Source organism: Chamaesiphon sp. OTE_20_metabat_361, from assembly GCF_031364565.1.
Genome location: NZ_JANLWO010000276.1, coordinates 1 through 20447, shown reverse-complemented (window position 1 = coordinate 20447; position 20447 = coordinate 1). Strand labels below are relative to the sequence as shown.

Sequence of the window (20447 nt, the reverse complement as noted above, 5' to 3'; positions counted from 1 at the left end):
GATGGGCTTGCCATTGATGCTGGCGATCGCCGAATATATTCAAGTAGCTAATCCGCGTGTAAAATTTGCCATTCCAGTCGCGCCGACGATCGATCTTACTACGCTAGCTAGCTATGCCGATCCTACCAAAAATCCGGTCATTGCCCTCGTCAATGGAGCCACTGCGACTTTAGAACAGGATGGCAACCAGCCATATCTCAAAACCAGTCAAGGATTGAGAGTTGCACTCCATACCGAATTTCCCGCCCACGATTTGCTCTCCCAGTGTACGCTGTGTCTGACGACGATCGGGGCAAATACGGCTGAATTAGGCGCGTTAGGGGTGCCGATGATAGTTTTGATTGCGACGCAACAAATAGATGCCATGCGTGCCTGGGATGGGGCGTTAGGGATCTTAGTTAATTTACCTGTAGTCGGTACGCCGATCGCCAAAATTATCAATTCAATTCTGTACTATAAGTTTCGCGATCGCAAGTTATCATGGCCGAATATTTGGGCGCAGCAGCGCGAGATCGTCCCGGAATTATTGGGTCGTCTGGATGCGAAAACGGTGGCTGATTTTACGGTCGATTATTTGGAACATCCTGAGAAGTTAGCTGCGATGAAGGTGGAGTTGCGCCGGGTGCGTGGGGAGGCGGGTGCTGCTGATAAGTTAGCTGCGATCGTTGCTGGTTTGGTAGATTGAGTTCGGGATTGCGATCGACAGATATTGTATCGACTTGGTACTGTCTGGAATTGATGATTACGAAATATTAGTATTTTACCTAATTTAGCGATTTTACTATTTCAATTAGCAGGTAGAACTCTTTATAATAATCTTTCTCGTTTGTTTTGACGTAATTCTGAATCAATTTGAGAAATTGCATCATCCAAGAACAGATTATATAGTTCTAGCTGACGGTTACTTTCCCGCAATCTGTCGAGACATCCCAGTAGGGTGGGCAGTGCCCACCAACTAGGTTTCAGGCATAATCTATTTTGCAAATAATTGTGCCTACCTGTTTAGAAGTTACCAATCTAAATAACAGGTAGGGGTAATTCATAAATTACCCCTACCTGATGCTTGAATCGATCGTATCTTAAATTTAGATACTCAAACGTTGATAGATCTCGTCTAAATGCTTGAGATGTTGAGTAGGATCGAAACAATGGTCGATCTCGGCTGGCGTTAGATGTGTGGTGACACGGGGGTCACTGGCGGTTAGTTTGCGGAAATCTCCGCCTGTGGTATTCCAGACAGCCATTGCATTAGATTGAACGATCGAGTATGCTTCTTCTCGATTCAAACCTTTGCCTACGAGCGCGAGGAGGACACTCTGACTAAAGACTACGCCACCATAGCAGTTGAGGTTCCGCGCCATGTTTTCGGGATAGATCAGCAGGTTCTTAATTAGGTTGGTGGTTTCGACCAACATGAAGTGCGTGATGATGCAGGAATCGGGCATACACACGCGTTCGACCGAACTATGGGAGATATCGCGTTCGTGCCATAAAGCGACGTTTTCTAGAGCTGCGATCGCATTTCCACGCAAGATCCGCGCCATCCCTGTCAACCGTTCGGAACGAATCGGGTTCCGCTAGTGGGGCATCGCGGAGGAGCCTTTTTGACCCTTAGAAAAGAATTCTTCCACTTCTAAGACATCAGTCCGTTGGAGATTGCGGATTTCAACGGCAAACCGCTCCATACTCGCGCCAATCAGGGCTAAAACTTGAGCGAATTCGGCGTGAATATCGCGAGAGATAACTTGAGTAGAAGCTGTATCTGGAGTCAATCCTAGCTTCTGACACGCGATCGCTTCCGCACGCGGTTCGATATTGGCATAGGTACCCACAGCACCCGAGATCTTCCCGACAGCAATAGTCTGACGGACTCGCACCAATCGATCGCGATTGCGGAGCATTTCCGCCAACCAACCAGCTAATTTAAAGCCAAAAGTAATCGGCTCGGCGTGAATCCCGTGAGAACGCCCGATCATCACGGTAGTGCGATGTTTTTGCGCCTGATACCGAATTGCCTGAATCGTCTCTTCTAATCGAGTGAGTAAAATATCGGTACTCGCGACCATTTGCAGAGCCAGAGCGGTATCGAGGACATCCGAGCTAGTCATCCCCAGATGGATATATCGCCCCGCCGCACCGACATATTCATTAACATTAGTCAAAAATGCAATCACATCGTGACGGACTTCTGCTTCAATTTCCAAGATGCGATCGACATCAAACTTCGCTTTAGCCTTGATTTCATCGACAGCATCCTGCGGAATGTGTCCCAATTCGGCTTGAGCTTCACAGACAGCTATTTCTACTTGCAGCCAAGTTTGAAATTTATAAGCATCTGTCCAAATTTCACCCATTTCGGGCAGAGTATAGCGTTCGATCACTTGTCCGTCACTTGAATTCAACTAACTCAGTATAGCGTTCGATGTCTGGTGTGCGATCGCAATTTCTAATTGTAGCCAAGTTAGAAATTTATCAGCATCTGCCCAAATTTCACCCATACCGATCGAATCGATGTCTTATTTGACTAACAATCTTCTTTTGATGCTTGAACCGTCAGCCACAGTAACAACACCAAGATCGCCAAGATAAACACAGGCAAATTATCTAACCACAGCAAGCGATCGAACACGACCGCTCACCAGCCTGGTTAGACTTTTTGATATGCTGGAATCCAGACTTCAGAGATCGTATGGATAATTAACACGATCGCTAACAACAAAATTGAGATATCAACAGTCAATTGCTGAGTATTAAGCATTTGCACTCATTGCTCACAAGTCTTCATGGCATGGTTCCAACGTCCTCCTGAGTCCAAGCACGAATCAATCGCCAGAAAATCCGGATTGAAATCATGCGCGACGAATAGAGTGCCAAGATAAAGCAAAGAAATCAGCAACAAGACAGCTCCGAAAATCGTCAACTTTTTGCCAGAGGCTTTCATACGCCTAACTATTTATAAGACCGCCTGGATTCCGGATAACATCGCAAACTGGGTGAATAGTCCGATAATTGTCCGCATATTCCTTCACGGTAACAAACTAATCTGGATTTTAACCTAATACTTCTTTACCAACAGCTTGATATTTAGACCAACCAAATTGGGCGCGAGGGTCGGCACAATCGCGGATAATGATGCCGCGACTAGACGATCGCTCGAAGGCAACTAACAGCGGAATTTCAGTTTTAAATAGCGGTACTTTCGCCTCTTCCAACAAGATTTTAGCTTCTCGTCCAGTTTTGGTGCGTGAGTCTACTTGGGTGAGCAATACTTTGTACTTTGCGCCCCAGGTTTCTAATAATTCGGTCGTTTTAATGGTGGTATCGATATCGAGATGATTGGGTGTTGTCGGGACGATCAGTAGATCGCTACTGGCGACCAAATCTTTGAGTTCGTCTTGCTCGGGGCGGGCTTGGGTGTCGGTGATGATGTGCGTATACTTGCTGATAATGGCGGTCGCCCCAGCTTGGGATGCTACAATAAATGGTAATTTATCTTCGCGCGACCAGACTAGTGCCGAACGGTTGCGATCGGCATCAATGAGTAACGTGGGAGCGGTTTCCTGCAAGTAGGCGGCAAGATGAATCGATGTGGTTGTCTTGCCGACACCACCTTTGAGCGCAGTAATAGTAATAATCATCGGCGAGCTGAGGAGAGCGTATAATTTCTAGCACTACTGTAAGGTGTCACGCGCAGACTCGATCGACCCCTTAACATAAATTAGAGGTCGATCTGCTACCGTCGCAGCAATTTTAATAAAAAGTGAGTCGTTAACTACGGAGAGGAGAGGATTCGAACCTCCGTTAGGTGTAACCCTAAAACTGATTTCGAGTCAGCCACCATCAACCACTCGGACACCTCTCCAGGTAAATCCATAAATATCATACACTATTAGCGTGCCAACTAGCTACACTCCTTGGCAGAACCTCTCCCCTAGAGAATCGAGTGGGCGATTTCCCTACAGGAACGCTCCGCGAACGAACCCGATCGAACTCGATCGCCTTTGTGATGACCGATTGCTCTATAGTAGTTGAACCATTCTCCGAATCGTCGCAAGTGTGCTCATGGCTGTCAGCAAAATTTCCCTCGGATCTGTCAAACAACTCTTCAACAAACGCCGAGATCTGCTCTCAACAATACTACTGAGATTGGGATTAATTATTACACTGGGGTTTATCGCGATCGCTTTATTTGCCCCGCTGTTACAAGCACTGGGTTTAATCCAAGATTCACAAGACTTACTCGGCGCGGCGATGCCACCTTATAACCCGATCAACCAAGCTCCCTCATGGCAGCATTGGTTTGGGACGAGTCGCGAAGGATATGATGTATTCTCACGGACGCTGTTTGGCACCCAGGCGGCTCTCCAGGTCGTGATTCTGGCAACGTCGATTAGTTTGGTTATCGGTGTGACATTAGGGATGGTCAGCGGCTATCTGGGTGGTAGGCTCGATCGAGTGCTGTTGTTTGTGATGGATACGATATACACGTTACCAGGGCTACTGCTGTCGGTGACTTTGGCGTTTATCGTAGGTAGGGGTGTAGTCAATGCTGCGATCGCATTAAGTATCTCGTATATTCCGCAGTATTTTCGGGTGGTACGCAATCAGACAGCCAGTTTGAAGATGCAAATGTTTGTCGAAGCGGCACAGGCGCTCGGTGCCTCTACCCGTCACGTTTTAACCAAGTATCTCTTTGCCAATGTAGTGCAGAGTGTCCCCGTGCTATTTACGCTCAATGCTGCCGATGCCATCTTAGTTTTAGGTGGATTGGGTTTTCTCGGTTTGGGTTTACCCGATGAGGTGGCAGAATGGGGGCACGATCTCAAGCAAGCTCTCCCCGCCCTCTCGACGGGGATTTGGTGGACTACTCTCTTTCCAGGTTTAGCGTTGACTTTGATGGTGACGGGTTTATCGCTATTAGGTGAAGGGTTGAGCGAGTTGATTAATCCTCGGGATAGAGAGGGTAGAGGGTAGTTGGGAGATGGGAGATGGGAGAGTATTAAGTGTCCATAATTAACCGCTGACATAAAGGTCTAACTTTACCCGATCTCTGTTTTAATAGATCTGATAAAAGGAAACACTTGTTGTCACTGTGTTCGAGCGGTATGATGCAGAAAATTGCATTTACCATCTGTCTCGCTAGCAAAGCCTCTGCAATCCTTCGGGGAAGACAGTGCTACCCCCTCCCATCTCCTATCTCCCATCTCCCATCTCACATCTCCCCCATGACAGAAGTAATCGGTGTCGATCTAGGTGGTACGGCAATTAAATTAGGGCGATTTACCCAAGAGGGTAAATGTCTTCAGTCATTATCAGTGCCGACACCACAACCAGCCTATCCCGATGCCACGATCGACACGATGGTTTACGCGATCGAGAAATTAGCCCCAGGTATGGTTGATATTAGCGCGATCGGGGTGGGCACGCCAGGGCCAGCAGATGCCGTAGGGCGAGTGGCGAAGATTGCGATCAATCTTGAGGGGTGGATCGATATTCCCGTGGCGACGTTGATTCAGTCGCGTACTGGCATCCCGACGATCGTCGGTAATGATGGTAATTGTGCGGGGCTGGGGGAAAATTGGCTGGGTGCGGGGCGATACTATCGCAATTCAGTCTTACTCACGTTAGGTACTGGTGTCGGTGGCGCGGTGTTTATCAATGGGGCATTGTTTACCGGACATGCGGGGAGTGCTGGGGAACTGGGTTTAATTACGTTCGAGCCGCAGGGGCATCCCTGTAAGAGTGGGAATAATGGCTCGCTAGAGCAATTTTTGTCTGGACAAGCAATTCGCCGCATGACGGGCAAAGAGCCGAAAGAATTGGGCATCATGGCGGCAGCAGGCGATCGAGATGCGTTAGAATTTTGGAATAATTACGGTCGAAATCTAGGAATTGGCTTGACGAGTATTATCTATATGCTCACGCCAGAAGTCGCCATTATTGGCGGTGGAATTAGTGCCAGTGCTAGGTATTTTTTACCCGCAGCCAAACAGGAAATCGATCGCCGCGTAATGGCTGTCTCGCGTCCGGGGTTCCAACTCATCGAGGCAGACCTAGGCAATCAAGCTGGCATCGCCGGGGCAGCTAAATTGGCATGGGAAATGCTAGCACGTCAAGCAGCCAAATCCACAAGCTATTAAATCAATTAATAATTATTAATTATTAATTGGGTTTTTAGGATGGGGATTTAGCTGATGGAACCCTTGCTGATGTTCCCTCGTGAATAGCGTTCCACCAAGCAGCGGATTCAGGTTTTTGCTGGTGTGATAAATATTCGCGCCGACCTCCTTAATTATTAATTATTAATTATCAATTAATTCTCATGTCTTCAGAAGCGCAATTAAACATCTTCGGTCAAATCGAAACTACACCAACAGCATCTTCGTCAGCTCTGAGCTTCGAGCTGATTCCCACCAGTAGTACAATTCCGATTCCAGCAGGCACCTACAGCAACCTCACTCAACTAGCGAGTCATTGTCAGGTTTGTCATCGGTGCGAATTGGGTAACACGCGGATTAATGCAGTTGTCGGTAGGGGTAGCGAAACAGCACCGATCTTGATTGTAGGTGAAGGGCCAGGGCAAAATGAGGACGAACAAGGTTTGCCCTTTGTCGGTCGATCGGGTCAATTACTCGAAAAGATTTTGGCGGCTGTTAAACTATCGATCGAGCGGGATGTGTATATCTGCAATGTCGTCCGCTGTCGTCCGCCCGAAAATCGCGTGCCTACTCCCGCTGAAGTTACGGCTTGTAAGCCTTATTTACTCGAACAAATTCGCTTGGTCGATCCGAAGATTATTTTACTCACAGGTGCCACCGCCGTCCGCGCCATTACTGGCAAAAAAGACGGGATTACCAAAATTCGCGGTACCTGGATTGAATGGGAAGGCAGATGGTGTATGCCAATCTTTCACCCTGCGTATTTGCTCCGCAATCCTGCTCCGGATGTCGGTAAGCCCAAATGGTTAATGTGGCAAGATATCCAAGCAATCCGCGCTAAGTTAGATGAAGTTAGCGCGTAGAAATTTTCACAATATACTCTAGCGGCGTCTGCGGTACAAAGATCTGGCAACGCCAGCAACGGCGATGAGCGATTGCAGTCGATCGAGAGTTAGTAACTGTTGTCGGTAAAGCTGGCGGAGGTATCTAAGTTGAGAGCGACGCTCGGCAATACTAGTAGCTAGCGGTGTCGCTCGATCGACTTCACCATTACACCGATCGAACCAATCTGCCAAAGCACCGATTTGCTTGCGAAACTGCACTGTCCAGAGCGTTGCAATGAAGATAGATAGAGCGATCGTGCAATTGCAGAAAATAACAGTAGTAACTAAATCCATAACTGCGTCAAATTTGTCAGACTTAGCGATTAACCATGCCACGGCGGCGAAGACTGTCGAGATCGCCCCGTCCCAATTTAACGCAAAAAAAGTTTAAACAACTACTTGCCAAGTTTGAAACTATAGTGATAATATAAATAAGATGCAAAAAAGCATAACATAATCCTCGGTAGCTCAGTGGTAGAGCGGTCGACTGTTAATCGACTGGTCGCAAGTTCGAATCTTGCCCGGGGAGTACACCACAAAACAAAATTAATTACTCAATCGAGGCTAAAGTGAATAGTTAGTCTTAATTTTGGGTGTCTAGTAATAGAGTGGAAACAATCAGTTAAGATGAAACCTTTTTCAGAAGCTCATCGTAAAGTAAGCGAGTGACCCGGTAGCCAAGTGTCATCGCACTTCTGACCCCGGCCATGTGGCGGTCTTTATTCGTCCCCTTAGTCTCTTTCCACCGACTTCTCAATTGAGCCACCGTCAGCGCGGGTTTAGGGTTCGATAAAGCCCTGGCGTCGATCTCAGAAACCAACCAACTTTCACCCATCTTCTCTGGTAGTACATTAGTCACGATCCACGAATAGAGCATCTTCCGAGCGAATGAAGAACCCGAATATACCATCGTCGAACTGCTGCCAGACTCGATCAACCGTTTACCCATCCCGAGGGAGATCTGAAATCCTGACAGGGACATATTTTTCTTGTGCTTGCCGCGATCGTCTTCGTAGCGATCGATATGCGGTTGACCCGAATGCAGAAACTTCTCGAACGGGTAGATATTAGTGAGGATGGTTGCTTGCATAATCGACCCAAAACCAAACAGCTCTAAGGTTTCCCGGTAGCGATCGAACTCAGGATCGAGCAGTAAATCAACTAAGTCAGCCTTCAGTCTCACCTCGCGAATCTCGTTCCCGGCAATCGCCGCTGCATGGTCGCGGGTGTACTGGGTGATGTCGATTCCCAGTTCTGTGGCGATCGATTTGGCGCGATCGTTAAGAATCCGCTTGTAGCTGTGAATGCCAGCCAGCCAGCCGATCCAAGCTGTAAACCCATCATTTGTCCGTGCGTTGGTGATCGATCGATCCGCCACTTCGGGGAACTCATATTTCAACCGCTGGCGCAGTTGCTGGGTGAGGATCTTCGTGGTGGCCTCGAGCGATTTAATCTCCAACAGCCTGTCGTTCACTTGGGAGATTACCCCCGTCCGCCAAAACAGCCAGGAGTCGCGAGCGTTGAAGATCGGGTCGAAGTAGGACACTGCCAGACAGAAGGCGTCGGTGCGATCGTCTTTATCCTTAAACCCATATGCACCGCGATTGTGAGCTAGATCGCCGTGGCCGATCCACTTGACCTCAATGCCCAAATGTTCCGCCATACGCGCCCACAGCCGGGAATACCATACCCCGGTGGGTTCCATGACGATCGCCGAAGGTTTCAGTTGGGTGAGTAGCTCGATCGCATCACGGAGATTGACGCTCGATCCCTCCTTGGAGTTATCCATTCTGATTTTAGATATTGAAAATTTAGCGTTACGTTTATAGAAATCTGGGTAGGACATACCTACGGGTAATTCTGATAAAGAAAACGCCACGACAAATTTAGCACCGATGTCGATGCCTAAAACTTTAGTCATTGGTTATTTAGTTGTTTTTGGTTGGAATGAAATTGTAATCGAGCGAGGTTTGGCGATGAATTAATTAGACCCCTGGGGGTCTGAACTCAGTTATTAAAACCTATGGTGCTGTCATACAAGCAAGGATGATAAGGGCTGGCGATTGTTTTTAAGCCAAACGGCTGAAATCTGATAAAAAGCCCCTACCTAACTTGACGGGTAATTACTCCCGCGACCCGCTCATGTGCGGGTTTCGTCGCTCCTACGACTCTTCAGGCGGGTTGATTGTTGGGGGGGTTTCGGTTACAATTAGAGCATCACTTTCGGCAATATCTAATAAAATTGTCTCTAGTATTTCTAGAGCGGTTGAAGTTATGAAATTGCGTTGATTATGGGTGATCTTCGGATTCCAATAGCGATCGCGTAAACTGTTCCCCAACAGCGCGATCGCTATTTGCGTATTAGCTTTGATTGTATTTTTGTTCATTGTGTACCCGTTCGTGTTGACGTTGAATTTGGGCAAGACGCTTGACGGCTAAAATTAATAAATCTTCAGCCGCGTTTCTGAGTTCGATCGATCCCACATGACACTCATCGTGACCTTCATCGATACACAGGCAGCTATCGATAATCCGATCGATCGCATCATGAATTGGATTGTCTGAATAGATTTTGATGTGCTTGGTAACTGCACTCACGGGGTCGGTGTTGGGTATGCTGTAGTCGGATTTAGTCATCAGAAGCTAGCCCCCATGTGTGAGGGTGTGAATGTTACTCATTTTCGGGTTGGCGATCGGGCACGCACTCGGGGCAGCCAAAATCGTCATAGAACCATTGCAGAAGTGCCCCGCATTTGGGACAACACCGATATCTCGGTAGATCGTCTGGATCCAGATTTTCGTCTTCATCCATCAAAAATAGACCCTACTTCATAGGATGAGAAATTATGTAGATCGATCGAATCGAATGGTTCGATCGAACTTGTCGATCGAACATCACCGAATAGATTTGAGATCGACCCCTGGAATTTGGTGCCACCGCCCCCGAAAAAATTATTCTGGGGAGGCTGAATATCCGCCTACAGGTAGTCAGACTAGCAGCGGCTACATCTGGACGTTGTGAGCGGTTTTCATGCCTATTCACCGCAAGTTAGAGGGCACTCTGAAGTTACCCCTACTTGCGGCGATTGCGGCGCGTTGCACGCCTAGCCTGACAATTAGAGGTGTTGAATAACTAATTGAGGCTGGCAATGTCATTACTATAGCATATTGCTGGAAAAAACCAGCATAAAATTGGGAATTTTCCAGCATTGTTGTATGATTGAAGTAGCTAGATAGGCTAATGAGCAATGGAGGTAAGCGATTGAATGAACTAATTAGAAAACGTGGGTTTAGGTTGGGTGCAGTCGCAGAGGCGATCGGCGTTCACAGGGATACCATCGGAGCATGGACGGACAATGCTCCGATCGGCAAACTATTTAGAATCTCAAAGTTTACTGGGATTCCTTTCGACGAAATAGCGGATTGCTTCAATCCCGATCGATCCGACCCGGCCCTCGAGACGATCGACAATAACTAGCATCAAAAACCCCAGCCGATCGAGCTGGGGTTGTTCTTTAAAATTAACTACTTCCATCATGGCAAAACTAATCGGATCGCAACTCAGCTTGATTGCTGAGTCAGATTTTGAATATCGCTCGATCGGGGACTGGGATTATGACGAGTTAGGTACTGAGATATTCTTAGTACCTAACTCGCGATTATCAGAGTTAGGTACTAAGAAATTAGATGACGCCGATACCCGTTACACCGAGTTAGGTACTGAGATATTCCTAGTACCTAACTCGGATAATTGGAAGCCACCCGTAGGATGTCTCCAACAAAAATGGGTCAAAGACCATCAGTATTGGTACTGGCGTTACTACAAACTTAACGGCAAAAAAGCATCGAAGTATCTGCACAAAGATTACAATAAAGCGGTACGCAAAGCGATGAAAATCGGCATTCCAATCGATGCGAAATTACCAAAGTCCATCACCGCCCAAACCGATCCTCAAATCTGCCGATCGACAACCGAAAATATTGTCGATATCGCCCAAACCGCCCGTACAGCATCGCGAGCCGCCTGATCTTGGTAGGGACAAAATGTCCCTACGAGAATCCGCCCGTAGGGGCAAAACGTCCCTACGACAAGCGATCGATTATGACAAGCTCACCCCCACTAATCAAGCTAAATGGGATTTAGGAATGTTTGGATGTATCGAACTCAAAAAAATTCATGGATTCGATTATTACTACTTGCGTTGGATCGATCCCAAAACTAAAAAGCGCCGCTCGACCTATCTGGCTAAAGACTGGGATGTGGCGATCGCCAAACTAAAGAAGCTCACCGCACGCGGGTAGATATAATTGCTCTAATTACTAGGGCAATTTTTTATGGTGGATAAATATCGCTATCGCTTCCCGATCGCCATTGCTTTATTTAGATGGGGATTCTCGATCGCGTGGCAAGCGCCGATCGTCAAAATTTACCAGCGGCCGAATTTGGACGCAGAGGATTCGATGCTGATTTTTATGTCGATGCTCGATGAAGATCCCTAATCCCCAATACCCAGAACCTAGAAATCCAACCCCTCGGGTAACTCCTGGCAGCGGGGACATAAGGATATCGCCGATTTGGATAATCCCACCGTCGCGGCGATGTTTCTAACCGACATCTTTTGGGCGCGCAGCTCGTTGATGCGATCGCACGAATCCTGAATTTTCCCCCCGCGCCGTCGCCCAAATTTTTTACCCTTAGCCCTGGCGTTAGCTAGTCCAGATCGCACCCGTTCGCAAATGAGATCGCGCTCGAATTCTGCCATCGACGAGAGAATTTGGGCGATCAGCTTGCCGTGTGGTGTAGATAGATCGAACGTCATTCCCGTTTGAGCGATCAGGCTGACATTGTAAGTCCCTAACTCGTTGAGCGTGTGCATCAAATCGATCGTACTCCGGCCCCAGCGCGATAACTCCGTTACTAGTACCGCGTCGATTCTCCGAGCACGCGCAAGATGAATGACCTTCTTACGATCGAATCGATCGTTCTTGGTGCCGCTGGCTTTCTCCGTGTGCGTGGCGACCACTTCATAATTTGCGAGTTGGGCATAATTTTGTAAATCTGCAATTTGACGATCGCAATTTTGATCCTTAGTCGATACTCGCGCATAAATCGCAACTCTAATCTGTCCACTTTTACCCTCTAAATTTACCACCCTGAAAGTCGCTCCCCCGCGTCCGATTTTTAGCGTCCACAAAACCTAATGATTAAGTGGACATATTGCTATGATGCCCATCCAATCGGCACGGGGCACCATAGACAGGTATCTAACGCCAGACGATCGTGCCTAAACCTACCCTAATTCAAGTATTCGGTGCCAATGCCACCCAAACGGCGACCGACATCGTTATTAAAAAAGCCGATCTAGTGGCTGTGGGCCTGACTGCTAGCGCGAACAATACCGCCGAATCCTTGCTGATGGCGATCGCTCTCAAAGCTCAAGTTACTCTCTCGGAAACCAACCGCAATACCAACCCCGATCAGTCGGTGGCGATCGAAGATAGCTTCGCTCAAATTGCCAACCGGGGCACGAGCCAATATTATCAGTCGAGCTTCAATCTCACCGCTCAAAAGCTCAACACCACCGCCGCGATCGACCCGGATGACTACTAATGGCGAAGAAGTGCTACAAAATCAATACAGTTGGCTGCGATAACAACAACTACGAGTTTTTTCGGTGTAGTGAAGGGGTTACTACTGGCCCCACAACGTTTTGTGGCAATCTCCGCTTGATAGATGTCGAGGGGACTTTCACCCCATCGAACGGTTCGTGTAAGAGTGCCACGATTGTCATCGTTAGCTGTAGTTTTTGCCCAAACTGCTGCACGAACCCGCTCGATCCCGCGCAGCCGTATGACTGTATTAACGGTAATTGCCTACCTAAAACCACTTACAGCACACCGGGTAAATATGCCTCTCTAACCGCCTGTCAGTCTGGTTGTGCTAAAGATTCTAATTGCAGCGGCGAATGTGTCTCAGCCGCCGAAATAGCCGCCCTACAGCAAGCAGCAAGTCTAGTCAGGAATAAACTTTGCGGATAGATCGATGAGCAGCGTTTCAGGAGTTACCAGTCAACTAAACGGTTTAGCCCCTTGCACCAGTAATAACTGCTGCGACCAAATTGAGGCGCTCAAGCGAGAGATCGCTGATGTAAAAGCGTTTGGAATTCAGGCGTATCGGGATTTAGCTCGGCTCGAATACCAAATAATCGGATTTGAAGGCGAACTAGCTCGACTCAAAGCGGATCTAATTGCCTACGGATCGGGCTTAGCGGCAATAGTTGCAGTCTTGGCAGCTCCTCTAATTGCTGCTGCGATCGCCCCAATACTTTCGGCAATTGCTGCGGTCGGGGCAAAAGCCGCCGCCGCGATTGCGGGGCTTGGCGTCATTCAAGGTGAAATAGTATTTGTCGGCGGTCAAGCTGCTGGAGCATTAGTATTAGCGGGCACAGCTCAAGGTACGGCGGGCAGCGCCCTCGCGCTAGCAGGCACCGCTCAAGCCACTGCCGGAAGTGCGCTCGCGCTAGCGGGTACCGCTCAAGCGACGGCAATTGCTGGGTTAGCCGCTTCGGGTACCGCTCAAACCACAGCCGGAAGTGCGATTGGTTTAGCAACCACCGCCCAAGGTACGGCCAATACAGCACTGGGTATGGCCCAAGCAGCAAGCGCCAAAGCAGATAGCGCGATTGCTCAAGCTCAATCGGCAAAAGCTACCGCAGACACCGCATTACAAAAAGCAGAGTTAGCCTATGCAGTCGCTGAAGGCGTCGGACGAAAGCTCGAATACACGATCGCCCAAACTACGGGCGAGATCGTGCTGGTAAAAGCCAATGCCAGCGCCTTGACAGTGCGAGTAAATACTCTAGGCTCCACACTCGCACCGATTCCGTCCCAAATATCTCAAATTCAGAGCGAGATAATTGCCCTGAAATTTAAGACACCAACCCAAGGACTTCCAGGCGCACCGGGACTAAACGGCCAACCGGGAGCACCGGGCCAAAATGGCGCACCGGGACAACCGGGACAACCGGGACAACCGGGTAAGGATGGCGCACCGGGCCGAGATGGTCGAAATGGCCGAGATGGCCGAAATGGCGCGACTGGTAGAACTGGATATCCAGGGCAACCCGGAACTAATGGAACTAATGGAGCGCCCGGAGCCAATGGACAACCCGGAACTAATGGAGCGCCCGGAGCCAATGGGGCACCCGGAACTAATGGAGCGCCCGGAGCCAATGGGGCACCCGGAACCAACGGACAACCAGGAACCGAGGGAAAACCCGGTAAAGATGCAGAAGTGAAATTCTCAACTATCTCAATCCAGAAATTCTCAAATTGCGATGCTGATGGTAATCCTGTTTACACGAATCAAACAATTAGTGTAATTCAAGGTACCGAACAACAAGAAATTAATAAATTTGCCGAACTGGCAAAAATTGCGGCGCAAGAATGCAAGGACTGTGAGTGTATTGCTACGGTACCGGAATGGTGGCAGTTGCGACCCGAAGCACAGCGGCCACAAGGAATACTGCTATTTAGGGAGCTTAAGGATGATGGGACGATCGGCAACGATCGCTATTCGATTACCATTCCCCACTGTACCCTGACAACCGCCCCCCCTAGTCCACCGTTACCTGAATATAAAAAGGGCGATTTTGAGGGGATTTTAACCCTTAAAGACAATAGTAAATTGATTGTAAATTGTCAAACTGCGATCGAATGCGATCGGGTGATCGATAAACTATCACAAGTAATCGACAACAATTACTTAGAAGGAGCGAGCCGGAAAATCGGCAAGCGATCGGGCTTGCCCTTCAAGCAAATTAAGGTTGTCGCCAGCGGCGCTCACTACTACCCCAACGGCGTCAAATCGATGAAGCCCATCTATATTAAATCGTTTAGATAACGAGGCGGTGAGCCACCTGTAGCGCACGCGTGCAAAAGGTGCCTTAACTCCCCGCGTTATCTGACTCGTGTTGAGGGCTAGTTAATGCTGGGTGGGCATCATAGGAGAGTCCAACACTCTGTCGATTATTTATGGCTGCTTTGCCAAAAGTTAAACACGTTCTCACCATCGGATCTGAGAAATATGCACTGCGCGCTGCTGATATTTACGGCGACTTTGGTGGGTCTACTGGCGTCACGAAAGTCTCCGACCCCGATACTACTAACTACACCGCCAAACTAACCAGCGCCGACTTTGCCAACGGGAAAGCGATTCGGATTAAATGTACGGCAACTAATGGTACTGGTGCTGCCAAAATCTCGAAAAGCTTTACGGTAATTTGTGCTTTTGAAAAAGCTAAAACAGCACTAGCTAATCTAGATGCTAAAAAAATTACTGTTGATGGTAAAACCTGGGATATTACCGCTACCCGCATCCCTCAACGTCGTCGATTCGGCTAGATTTAGCAATTGATTAAGCTCTAATTTTCACAAATTGACTTAACTAATTATTCATCTTTACAAAGACAGTAAAAACAACTAACAATATCTAAAAAACATGGCAGATTTATTACCAGTTCACGGACTGCTTGATGGCGGTACGGTCAAGCATTATTTTCGCAGCAGCGATGTCTATGGCGAAACTGGGGGAGTTGGCGCAAAAGTTGGTATCCGCAAAATCAAAGAAGCCGATTTAACGGGATCTGAAGAAATTATCCCAGTCAAAGAATTGCTCCGAACTGGCGCGATGCTGCGGATCGGCATCCGCTACAAAAACTCAGCCAACAAGCGCAAATCGGCAAAGTTACTGATCTCGAACGGCTCGGTTGCTAAATTATTTGGAACGGTACCCGCCGATAAGCTCGAAGGAACTCCCTACAAAATTGGTACGGCGACGGCTAAGGGAAATATTGTCAATATCGGCATGATCCGTCGCGCGTTTACTTACTAGTTTATGTTGCTGCAAACACTCGGTGCTAACGCTGAATTTGTAAGGCGAATCGGTGTTAGTCGCAACATCAAACGGATCGCACTGCCAAATCTCAAGCGGCAATCGGGATTGATTGTCAATCACTCTAATGCTGATTGCTACATTGATTTTGCTATCTATCCACATAAGTTAATTTCGTATCCGACATTTTGCCTGCTGCTACCAAAATCGGGCGGAAATATCGATATTCCCGCTCTATATACCGGAGCGATTTGGGCAAAATGGGTAATCCCTACCGCCCTCGGTTCGATTAAAGTCCATCACTATTACTACCGTAAATAATGTCAAATATTACACCAGAAACCCTCGATAAGATCGACAGGTTTCGCTCTCAGTCGATCATCAATATCAAGGCGCTAGATTTGCCTGACGAATTGGTACTAGCCATGCGAAAAGGGCTAAACGTGTTCATCGATAAAATCACCTCGGAATGCGACGCTACTCCCGTAGTCGCGCCAGTTGTTCCCCCTGTAAATGTAGGAGTTGAATTTTAGAAAATGGGTATTCAATTTCCACCGTCTACGCCTACTTCTGGCCCGGTTGTCACTACTACAGTACCAGTCGCAACAGTATCTACCCCAGCATTACCCGCCGATCTCAATCGGATCTCTGGCACGATTTTTAATAATACCAATCGGCCGATCGGCATTGCCTTTAACGCGACCGCTGCTACTTTGTCTTCACCATCAAAAGTGATTCCGGCAAATGGCAACATGGATTTATACGAATTTTATACCGGAGCAATCCAATATATTTGTACCGCTGGCGCGGCGGGCACCGTTGTCATCGATACGGTGAGCAATCTCTAGGAGCTAAGTGGAGCGAAAAAAATGTATACAATTTGCTATCTCTGTACTCTCCTTGGCTGTCTCATTGGGACTAGATTTGGTTGCCCCCGATGTGAAATCCCTGCTGTGCGTCCCCCTACCGACCACCAGGGGGAATGATGAGCTTCCTAATCGCGGGAATTTCCCAGCCCCGACAATCGAGCGACCCTATCTATAGCGGCTCGCATTTTACCTGGGGGGAGGCGACGGCTAATGGCGCGAGACTGCCCGAGGATACCAAATTTGAGGGGATAATCATCCCGGCAGCCCAAATTACTAGCAACATCATTAAGCTGGCCTACAAGCTTGATGAGGTGCGAGTGCTGTTTGGCAATCGCCCGATAATTATTACCAGTTGGCTGCGTCCATCTCGGACTAATCGGGCCGTCGGTGGCGCGCGCAATTCTCAGCATTTACTCGGTTGGGCGGCGGATTTTATCGTTCGCGGCGTCGAACCGCGCGAGGTGGCGGCTAGATTACAGTCCACCTGGCCGGGTGGCCTGGGTGACAGTAGCGCGTTTACTCACGCCGATCTGCGGCACTTAATGGGGTGGAGTAGCGCTCGTTGGAATTACGGGTTCGCATGACGATCGATCTGACTAATCCGTCGGAGTGGAATTTAGTATTCCGTCGCGACTTAGTAGCTGAAACAAATGGCTATATTCCAAAGCAGTCATTTGTCACGTCGGCTGCGTCGGTATTTGTGGGCATCTATGTCCCAGACGAACCGACTTGGTATCGCGGTGGGTTTTTGACTCAATACATTGCCGCTTTACCGAGTTCTCAGTCCGATTTATTTACCGCGCTGACTCAGGTTGCGAATTTTCGGCTGACTTGTCGCAACTATCAGATCGTGGAGTTACTGGCCGTCGCGCCGCTGCCGTCTGTTTGTACTATCGATTTCCCCTACTACTTTAATCAGTGCCGGGTGGAGGTATTCGCCCGCGACGATATCTAAGTTACATCGGGTAATCGGGCGAGCGCGTCGTGCTAAAATGATGAGAGTTAGCCTGAACGCCTCTGGCGAGGCTCGCTCGATTCAAGGAATCGAATCAGATTTTGTCTGACAAGTCCGGCTTCAGCCTTACGGCTTTTACCTACCGGATTCAACTTCAAAGCCCACCACTACCGCAAGTAGGGTGGGCTTTGAACTAGACCGAGATGTTTATCATCTGCTAACATAACAGTCCATAGGTATTGTCGGCACTCGATTTGAAATCACCACGATCGAGCGAATCGATATTTCAGTCCGATCGAACAGACCCAGAGGATTGCCAATACTAGTACTTGTCTGAGATTACCCAATGTTAAAATCTTTAATTCTCCCGATCGCGCTGTTGAGCATGAGCTTACCGATGGTAGCGCTGCCACCTTTACCAGCGCAAGCTTTACCCGAAGCGAAAATTGTTGAAAAGCTGCAAAAAGTACCTGTATTTACGATCACCAATGGGACGGGAAATTTCCTTCAGCAAAATGTGACAGCGGCTGGCAAAACGCGGACGATTACGCCAGTATTTATGGAGTTAAAAGATGCCGTAGTTTTTTTAAACAAGCTGAAAAAAGACCAACCCAAGCAGAGTAAAGTCGCCCAAGTCACTGTCGTCCCACTGAGTGAGATCTACAAATTACAAATCGACGCTCAGAAAAAATCTCAGAATATTAGTTTTGTGTTTTTCCCAACCGAGCAGCAACTCAAAAATGCTCAACTACTCAAGAAGCCTTATCAACCTAACGCTTTCTATCCAGTACCGCTGTTTATGATTGCCATCAAACAGCAGGATAAATATGTGACGGTTCAGGAAAATAATCTCACGCCATTATTTTTGAGCAAGCAACAAGCTCAGCAATGGTTGGATCGCGTGAAAAAGAAAGACCCTAAACTAGTTGCTAAAGCGGAGATCAAAGTTAACTATTTACATGTCGTTTTATCTGACTTTCAGAATCAAAACTATGCTGGACAAGAGCAATTAGTAATCGTACCTTCAGCCGAGAGTGTTGCTAGTATTCGCAAGCTTCAAGCAGCTCAGCCTAAACCCAATGCCCCAAAGACAACTACACCTAAAAAATAGGTACACTCATTGCTAGTTAACGGACGCGAACTATGGGCGTGGCGTAGATGGGCGATAAGCCTTGCCAAACTTCACCAGATTGAAGTGCGAGAAATTGATTGGCTGTTACAATCGATCTCCGATCTCGATCGACTCACCTTGCGACTAGAATCGATCGGGAATGAAGAATCGATCGAGCTAGAAATGTCACTCGATCGATTGTCAATATTATGGCTCGATCGAGTTGAGCATAACCGTCCAGTTCAGTATTTAGTTGGCAAAACGTTCTGGCGGGAGTTTGAGCTAATAGTTTCGCCAGCGGTATTAATTCCGCGTCCCGAAACCGAAATGACGATCGATATCGCCCTTACCAAGAGTAATCACACCCAACAGCAAGGGATCTGGGTAGACTTGGGCACGGGTAGCGGCGCAATCGCGATCGGACTGGCAGCAACGATGCCGACAGCGACAATTTATGCTGTAGACTGTAGTGCCGCCGCACTGGAAATTGCCCAGATTAATGCGACACGACTAGCAGTAAGCGATCGAATCCAGTTTCACCACGGCAGTTGGTGGTCGCCATTACCACAGATCCAGGGCAAGGTCGCGGGAATGCTCTCCAATCCGCCCTATATTCCCTCTGAGGAGGTATTGCGGCTGCACCCGGAAGTTTGTCAGCACGAGCCACATCTGGCTCTAGATGGCGGTAGCGATGGCTTAGCAGCGCTGCGAATTTTGGTCGATACCGCGCCGCATTATCTCCAGGCTGGCGGCATTTGGCTGGTCGAAATGATGGCTGGACAGGGTGCGATCGTGGCTGAATTATTAGCCCAGCAGGGCAGTTATACCGATATTGAAATTATCGACGATCTCGCGGGACTCGATCGGTTTGCTTTTGCCCGGTTGCGGGGATAATTTTAAGAGGATGTCTGAACAGATTTTATGTCTTCGATCGTAGATCTCAATCCCCCTGCTTGTTGCAACGCTCAGCACGAGGGAACCGTCTAACGACACGTCTGTGCCTACGGCAGGCTTGCGCCAACGCCGGAGTGCAAGGGTTCCCTCCAGATTGAGCGCACCAAGCAGGGGGATTTCTAGGGTTTACGCTGAACAAGCTAGACTTTTCAGACATCCTCTCACAATAGTAAAAACACCCACAAGCCGTCGGCTCATGGGTATTTTCAATAACTAAACGTCTAAATTAAACACGACGTAAGTTGAGTAACTCTTTGGGGGAAGCGAGTAAATCGATCGCGACAAAGAAGATTTTACCTTGAGGATCGAGCAAGAACCGCCAAGCGATGTTCATCCCGACGCTGGCACCAAACCACGGAGTTTGGACTTTACCAGTAACTTTAACTTGAGTGTAACCATCGTCGATCGGTTCGACGACACCGCGTTCTGGTAACATTTTTAAGCCCACGCATTCTTCCCGCATGTAAGTAAGAATCGCCGCAGGGCCGACAACGGGAGCTTGGAATGGAGGTTGGAGCGCGCCTTCTTCGACAAATAGACTAGATGCCGCCTGGAAGTCGAAAGCATTCATGTTGTCGATGTAGCTCAATACAGTATAGTTATCTACACCTTCGATCGCGGCG

General features: G+C 48.3%; 27 protein-coding genes, 2 tRNA genes and 2 pseudogenes. 20 read left to right on the top strand and 11 right to left on the bottom strand.

The genetic code is table 11. The features are described 5' to 3' along the window. A pseudogene (locus tag RMO35_RS08110) lies at positions 1-685 on the top strand (lipid-A-disaccharide synthase); the annotation flags it as partial. A 122-nt stretch (positions 686-807) separates the two neighbouring features. Here RMO35_RS08110 and RMO35_RS08105 read toward each other — a convergent pair. The 4 genes and pseudogenes from RMO35_RS08105 to RMO35_RS08090 all read right to left on the bottom strand — a co-directional run bounded on the left by RMO35_RS08105 (position 808) and on the right by RMO35_RS08090 (position 3862). Further along, positions 808-984, bottom strand: coding sequence for a hypothetical protein (locus RMO35_RS08105; RefSeq protein WP_309740114.1), 177 nt, complete (start codon positions 982-984; stop codon positions 808-810). A 101-nt stretch (positions 985-1085) separates the two neighbouring features. Beyond that, a pseudogene (purB, locus tag RMO35_RS08100) lies at positions 1086-2381 on the bottom strand (adenylosuccinate lyase). Between the two features lie 669 nt (positions 2382-3050). After that, entirely contained in the window at positions 3051-3638 is a 588-nt protein-coding gene (locus RMO35_RS08095) for a ParA family protein (protein ID WP_309732812.1), read from the bottom strand. 137 nt (positions 3639-3775) lie between these two features. After that, positions 3776-3862, bottom strand: a tRNA-Ser gene (locus RMO35_RS08090). A gap of 200 nt (positions 3863-4062) precedes the next feature. Here RMO35_RS08090 and RMO35_RS08085 point away from each other — a divergent pair. The 3 genes from RMO35_RS08085 to RMO35_RS08075 all read left to right on the top strand — a co-directional run bounded on the left by RMO35_RS08085 (position 4063) and on the right by RMO35_RS08075 (position 7021). Beyond that, positions 4063-4974: an ABC transporter permease gene (locus RMO35_RS08085; RefSeq protein WP_309740111.1), complete on the top strand. Its 912-nt coding sequence runs from the start codon at positions 4063-4065 to the stop codon at positions 4972-4974. Positions 4975-5225: 251 nt separating this feature from the next. Next, entirely contained in the window at positions 5226-6140 is a 915-nt protein-coding gene (locus RMO35_RS08080) for an ROK family protein (RefSeq protein WP_309740108.1), read from the top strand. A 182-nt stretch (positions 6141-6322) separates the two neighbouring features. After that, positions 6323-7021 (top strand): uracil-DNA glycosylase, encoded by a 699-nt coding sequence (locus RMO35_RS08075; protein WP_309740105.1) that lies wholly within the window; start codon positions 6323-6325, stop codon positions 7019-7021. Positions 7022-7039: 18 nt separating this feature from the next. Here RMO35_RS08075 and RMO35_RS08070 read toward each other — a convergent pair whose 3' ends face one another. Next, a complete protein-coding gene (locus RMO35_RS08070) occupies positions 7040-7336 on the bottom strand; it encodes a hypothetical protein (RefSeq protein WP_309740102.1) in 297 nt (98 codons plus the stop codon). Between the two features lie 163 nt (positions 7337-7499). On the opposite strand from RMO35_RS08070, the gene RMO35_RS08065 reads away from it, so the two are divergent. Beyond that, positions 7500-7571 (top strand) — tRNA-Asn (locus RMO35_RS08065). Between the two features lie 93 nt (positions 7572-7664). Here the strand turns inward: RMO35_RS08065 and RMO35_RS08060 are convergent. From RMO35_RS08060 to RMO35_RS08045, 4 genes are all read right to left on the bottom strand, one after another. After that, positions 7665-8963, bottom strand: a complete 1299-nt coding sequence (locus tag RMO35_RS08060; RefSeq protein ID WP_309740099.1) for a hypothetical protein — start codon at positions 8961-8963, stop codon at positions 7665-7667. 241 nt (positions 8964-9204) lie between these two features. After that, entirely contained in the window at positions 9205-9429 is a 225-nt protein-coding gene (locus RMO35_RS08055; protein WP_309740097.1) for a hypothetical protein, read from the bottom strand. Further along, positions 9404-9679: a hypothetical protein gene (locus RMO35_RS08050; protein ID WP_309740095.1), complete on the bottom strand. Its 276-nt coding sequence runs from the start codon at positions 9677-9679 to the stop codon at positions 9404-9406. The genes RMO35_RS08055 and RMO35_RS08050 overlap by 26 nt, the downstream gene beginning before the upstream one ends. A gap of 402 nt (positions 9680-10081) precedes the next feature. After that, positions 10082-10252: a hypothetical protein gene (locus tag RMO35_RS08045; RefSeq protein ID WP_309740091.1), complete on the bottom strand. Its 171-nt coding sequence runs from the start codon at positions 10250-10252 to the stop codon at positions 10082-10084. A 326-nt stretch (positions 10253-10578) separates the two neighbouring features. Here RMO35_RS08045 and RMO35_RS08040 point away from each other — a divergent pair, with 326 nt between their 5' ends. Genes RMO35_RS08040 through RMO35_RS08030 form a run of 3 tightly spaced genes read left to right on the top strand, consistent with a single transcriptional unit; the run spans position 10579 to position 11542 of the window. Continuing rightward, entirely contained in the window at positions 10579-11070 is a 492-nt protein-coding gene (locus RMO35_RS08040; protein ID WP_309740088.1) for a hypothetical protein, read from the top strand. 16 nt (positions 11071-11086) lie between these two features. Next, a complete protein-coding gene (locus RMO35_RS08035) occupies positions 11087-11344 on the top strand; it encodes a hypothetical protein (RefSeq protein ID WP_309740085.1) in 258 nt (85 codons plus the stop codon). 33 nt (positions 11345-11377) lie between these two features. After that, entirely contained in the window at positions 11378-11542 is a 165-nt protein-coding gene (locus tag RMO35_RS08030) for a hypothetical protein (RefSeq protein WP_309740082.1), read from the top strand. 17 nt (positions 11543-11559) lie between these two features. Here the strand turns inward: RMO35_RS08030 and RMO35_RS08025 are convergent, their stop codons facing one another. Then, positions 11560-12222: a recombinase family protein gene (locus RMO35_RS08025; RefSeq protein ID WP_396135628.1), complete on the bottom strand. Its 663-nt coding sequence runs from the start codon at positions 12220-12222 to the stop codon at positions 11560-11562. Between the two features lie 101 nt (positions 12223-12323). On the opposite strand from RMO35_RS08025, the gene RMO35_RS08020 reads away from it, so the two are divergent. The 12 genes from RMO35_RS08020 (at position 12324) to prmC (ending at position 19764) form a co-directional block, all read left to right on the top strand. Beyond that, positions 12324-12653 carry a hypothetical protein gene (locus RMO35_RS08020; RefSeq protein WP_309740078.1) on the top strand — a complete coding sequence of 110 codons (330 nt, stop codon included), beginning with the start codon at positions 12324-12326 and terminating at the stop codon, positions 12651-12653. Beyond that, a complete protein-coding gene (locus tag RMO35_RS08015; protein WP_309740075.1) occupies positions 12653-13081 on the top strand; it encodes a hypothetical protein in 429 nt (142 codons plus the stop codon). The genes RMO35_RS08020 and RMO35_RS08015 overlap by 1 nt, the downstream gene beginning before the upstream one ends. A gap of 4 nt (positions 13082-13085) precedes the next feature. Beyond that, positions 13086-14945 (top strand): hypothetical protein, encoded by a 1860-nt coding sequence (locus RMO35_RS08010; RefSeq protein ID WP_309740070.1) that lies wholly within the window; start codon positions 13086-13088, stop codon positions 14943-14945. 131 nt (positions 14946-15076) lie between these two features. Continuing rightward, positions 15077-15445: a hypothetical protein gene (locus RMO35_RS08005; RefSeq protein WP_309740068.1), complete on the top strand. Its 369-nt coding sequence runs from the start codon at positions 15077-15079 to the stop codon at positions 15443-15445. Between the two features lie 97 nt (positions 15446-15542). Next, positions 15543-15935, top strand: coding sequence for a hypothetical protein (locus RMO35_RS08000; RefSeq protein ID WP_309740066.1), 393 nt, complete (start codon positions 15543-15545; stop codon positions 15933-15935). Positions 15936-15938: 3 nt separating this feature from the next. After that, complete coding sequence (locus RMO35_RS07995) at positions 15939-16256, top strand: hypothetical protein (protein WP_309740063.1); 318 nt, start codon at positions 15939-15941, stop codon at positions 16254-16256. Next, positions 16256-16468, top strand: a complete 213-nt coding sequence (locus RMO35_RS07990) for a hypothetical protein (protein WP_309740062.1) — start codon at positions 16256-16258, stop codon at positions 16466-16468. Before RMO35_RS07995 ends, RMO35_RS07990 begins: the two co-directional genes overlap by 1 nt. A 3-nt stretch (positions 16469-16471) precedes the next feature. Further along, positions 16472-16783 (top strand): hypothetical protein, encoded by a 312-nt coding sequence (locus RMO35_RS07985; protein WP_309740059.1) that lies wholly within the window; start codon positions 16472-16474, stop codon positions 16781-16783. A 134-nt stretch (positions 16784-16917) separates the two neighbouring features. Further along, the gene (locus RMO35_RS07980) at positions 16918-17388 is read left to right on the top strand and encodes a D-Ala-D-Ala carboxypeptidase family metallohydrolase (RefSeq protein ID WP_309740057.1); all 471 of its coding nucleotides are present in this window, start codon (positions 16918-16920) and stop codon (positions 17386-17388) included. Then, positions 17367-17759 carry a hypothetical protein gene (locus RMO35_RS07975; RefSeq protein WP_309740055.1) on the top strand — a complete coding sequence of 131 codons (393 nt, stop codon included), beginning with the start codon at positions 17367-17369 and terminating at the stop codon, positions 17757-17759. Before RMO35_RS07980 ends, RMO35_RS07975 begins: the two co-directional genes overlap by 22 nt. A 346-nt stretch (positions 17760-18105) precedes the next feature. Then, complete coding sequence (locus RMO35_RS07970; RefSeq protein ID WP_309740052.1) at positions 18106-18870, top strand: Tic22 family protein; 765 nt, start codon at positions 18106-18108, stop codon at positions 18868-18870. A 9-nt stretch (positions 18871-18879) separates the two neighbouring features. Continuing rightward, positions 18880-19764, top strand: coding sequence for a peptide chain release factor N(5)-glutamine methyltransferase (gene prmC / locus RMO35_RS07965; protein WP_309740049.1), 885 nt, complete (start codon positions 18880-18882; stop codon positions 19762-19764). Positions 19765-20050: 286 nt separating this feature from the next. Here the strand turns inward: prmC and RMO35_RS07960 are convergent. After that, a partial coding sequence (locus tag RMO35_RS07960; protein ID WP_309740047.1) for a ketosteroid isomerase family protein occupies positions 20051-20447 on the bottom strand: 397 nt, incomplete at its 5' end.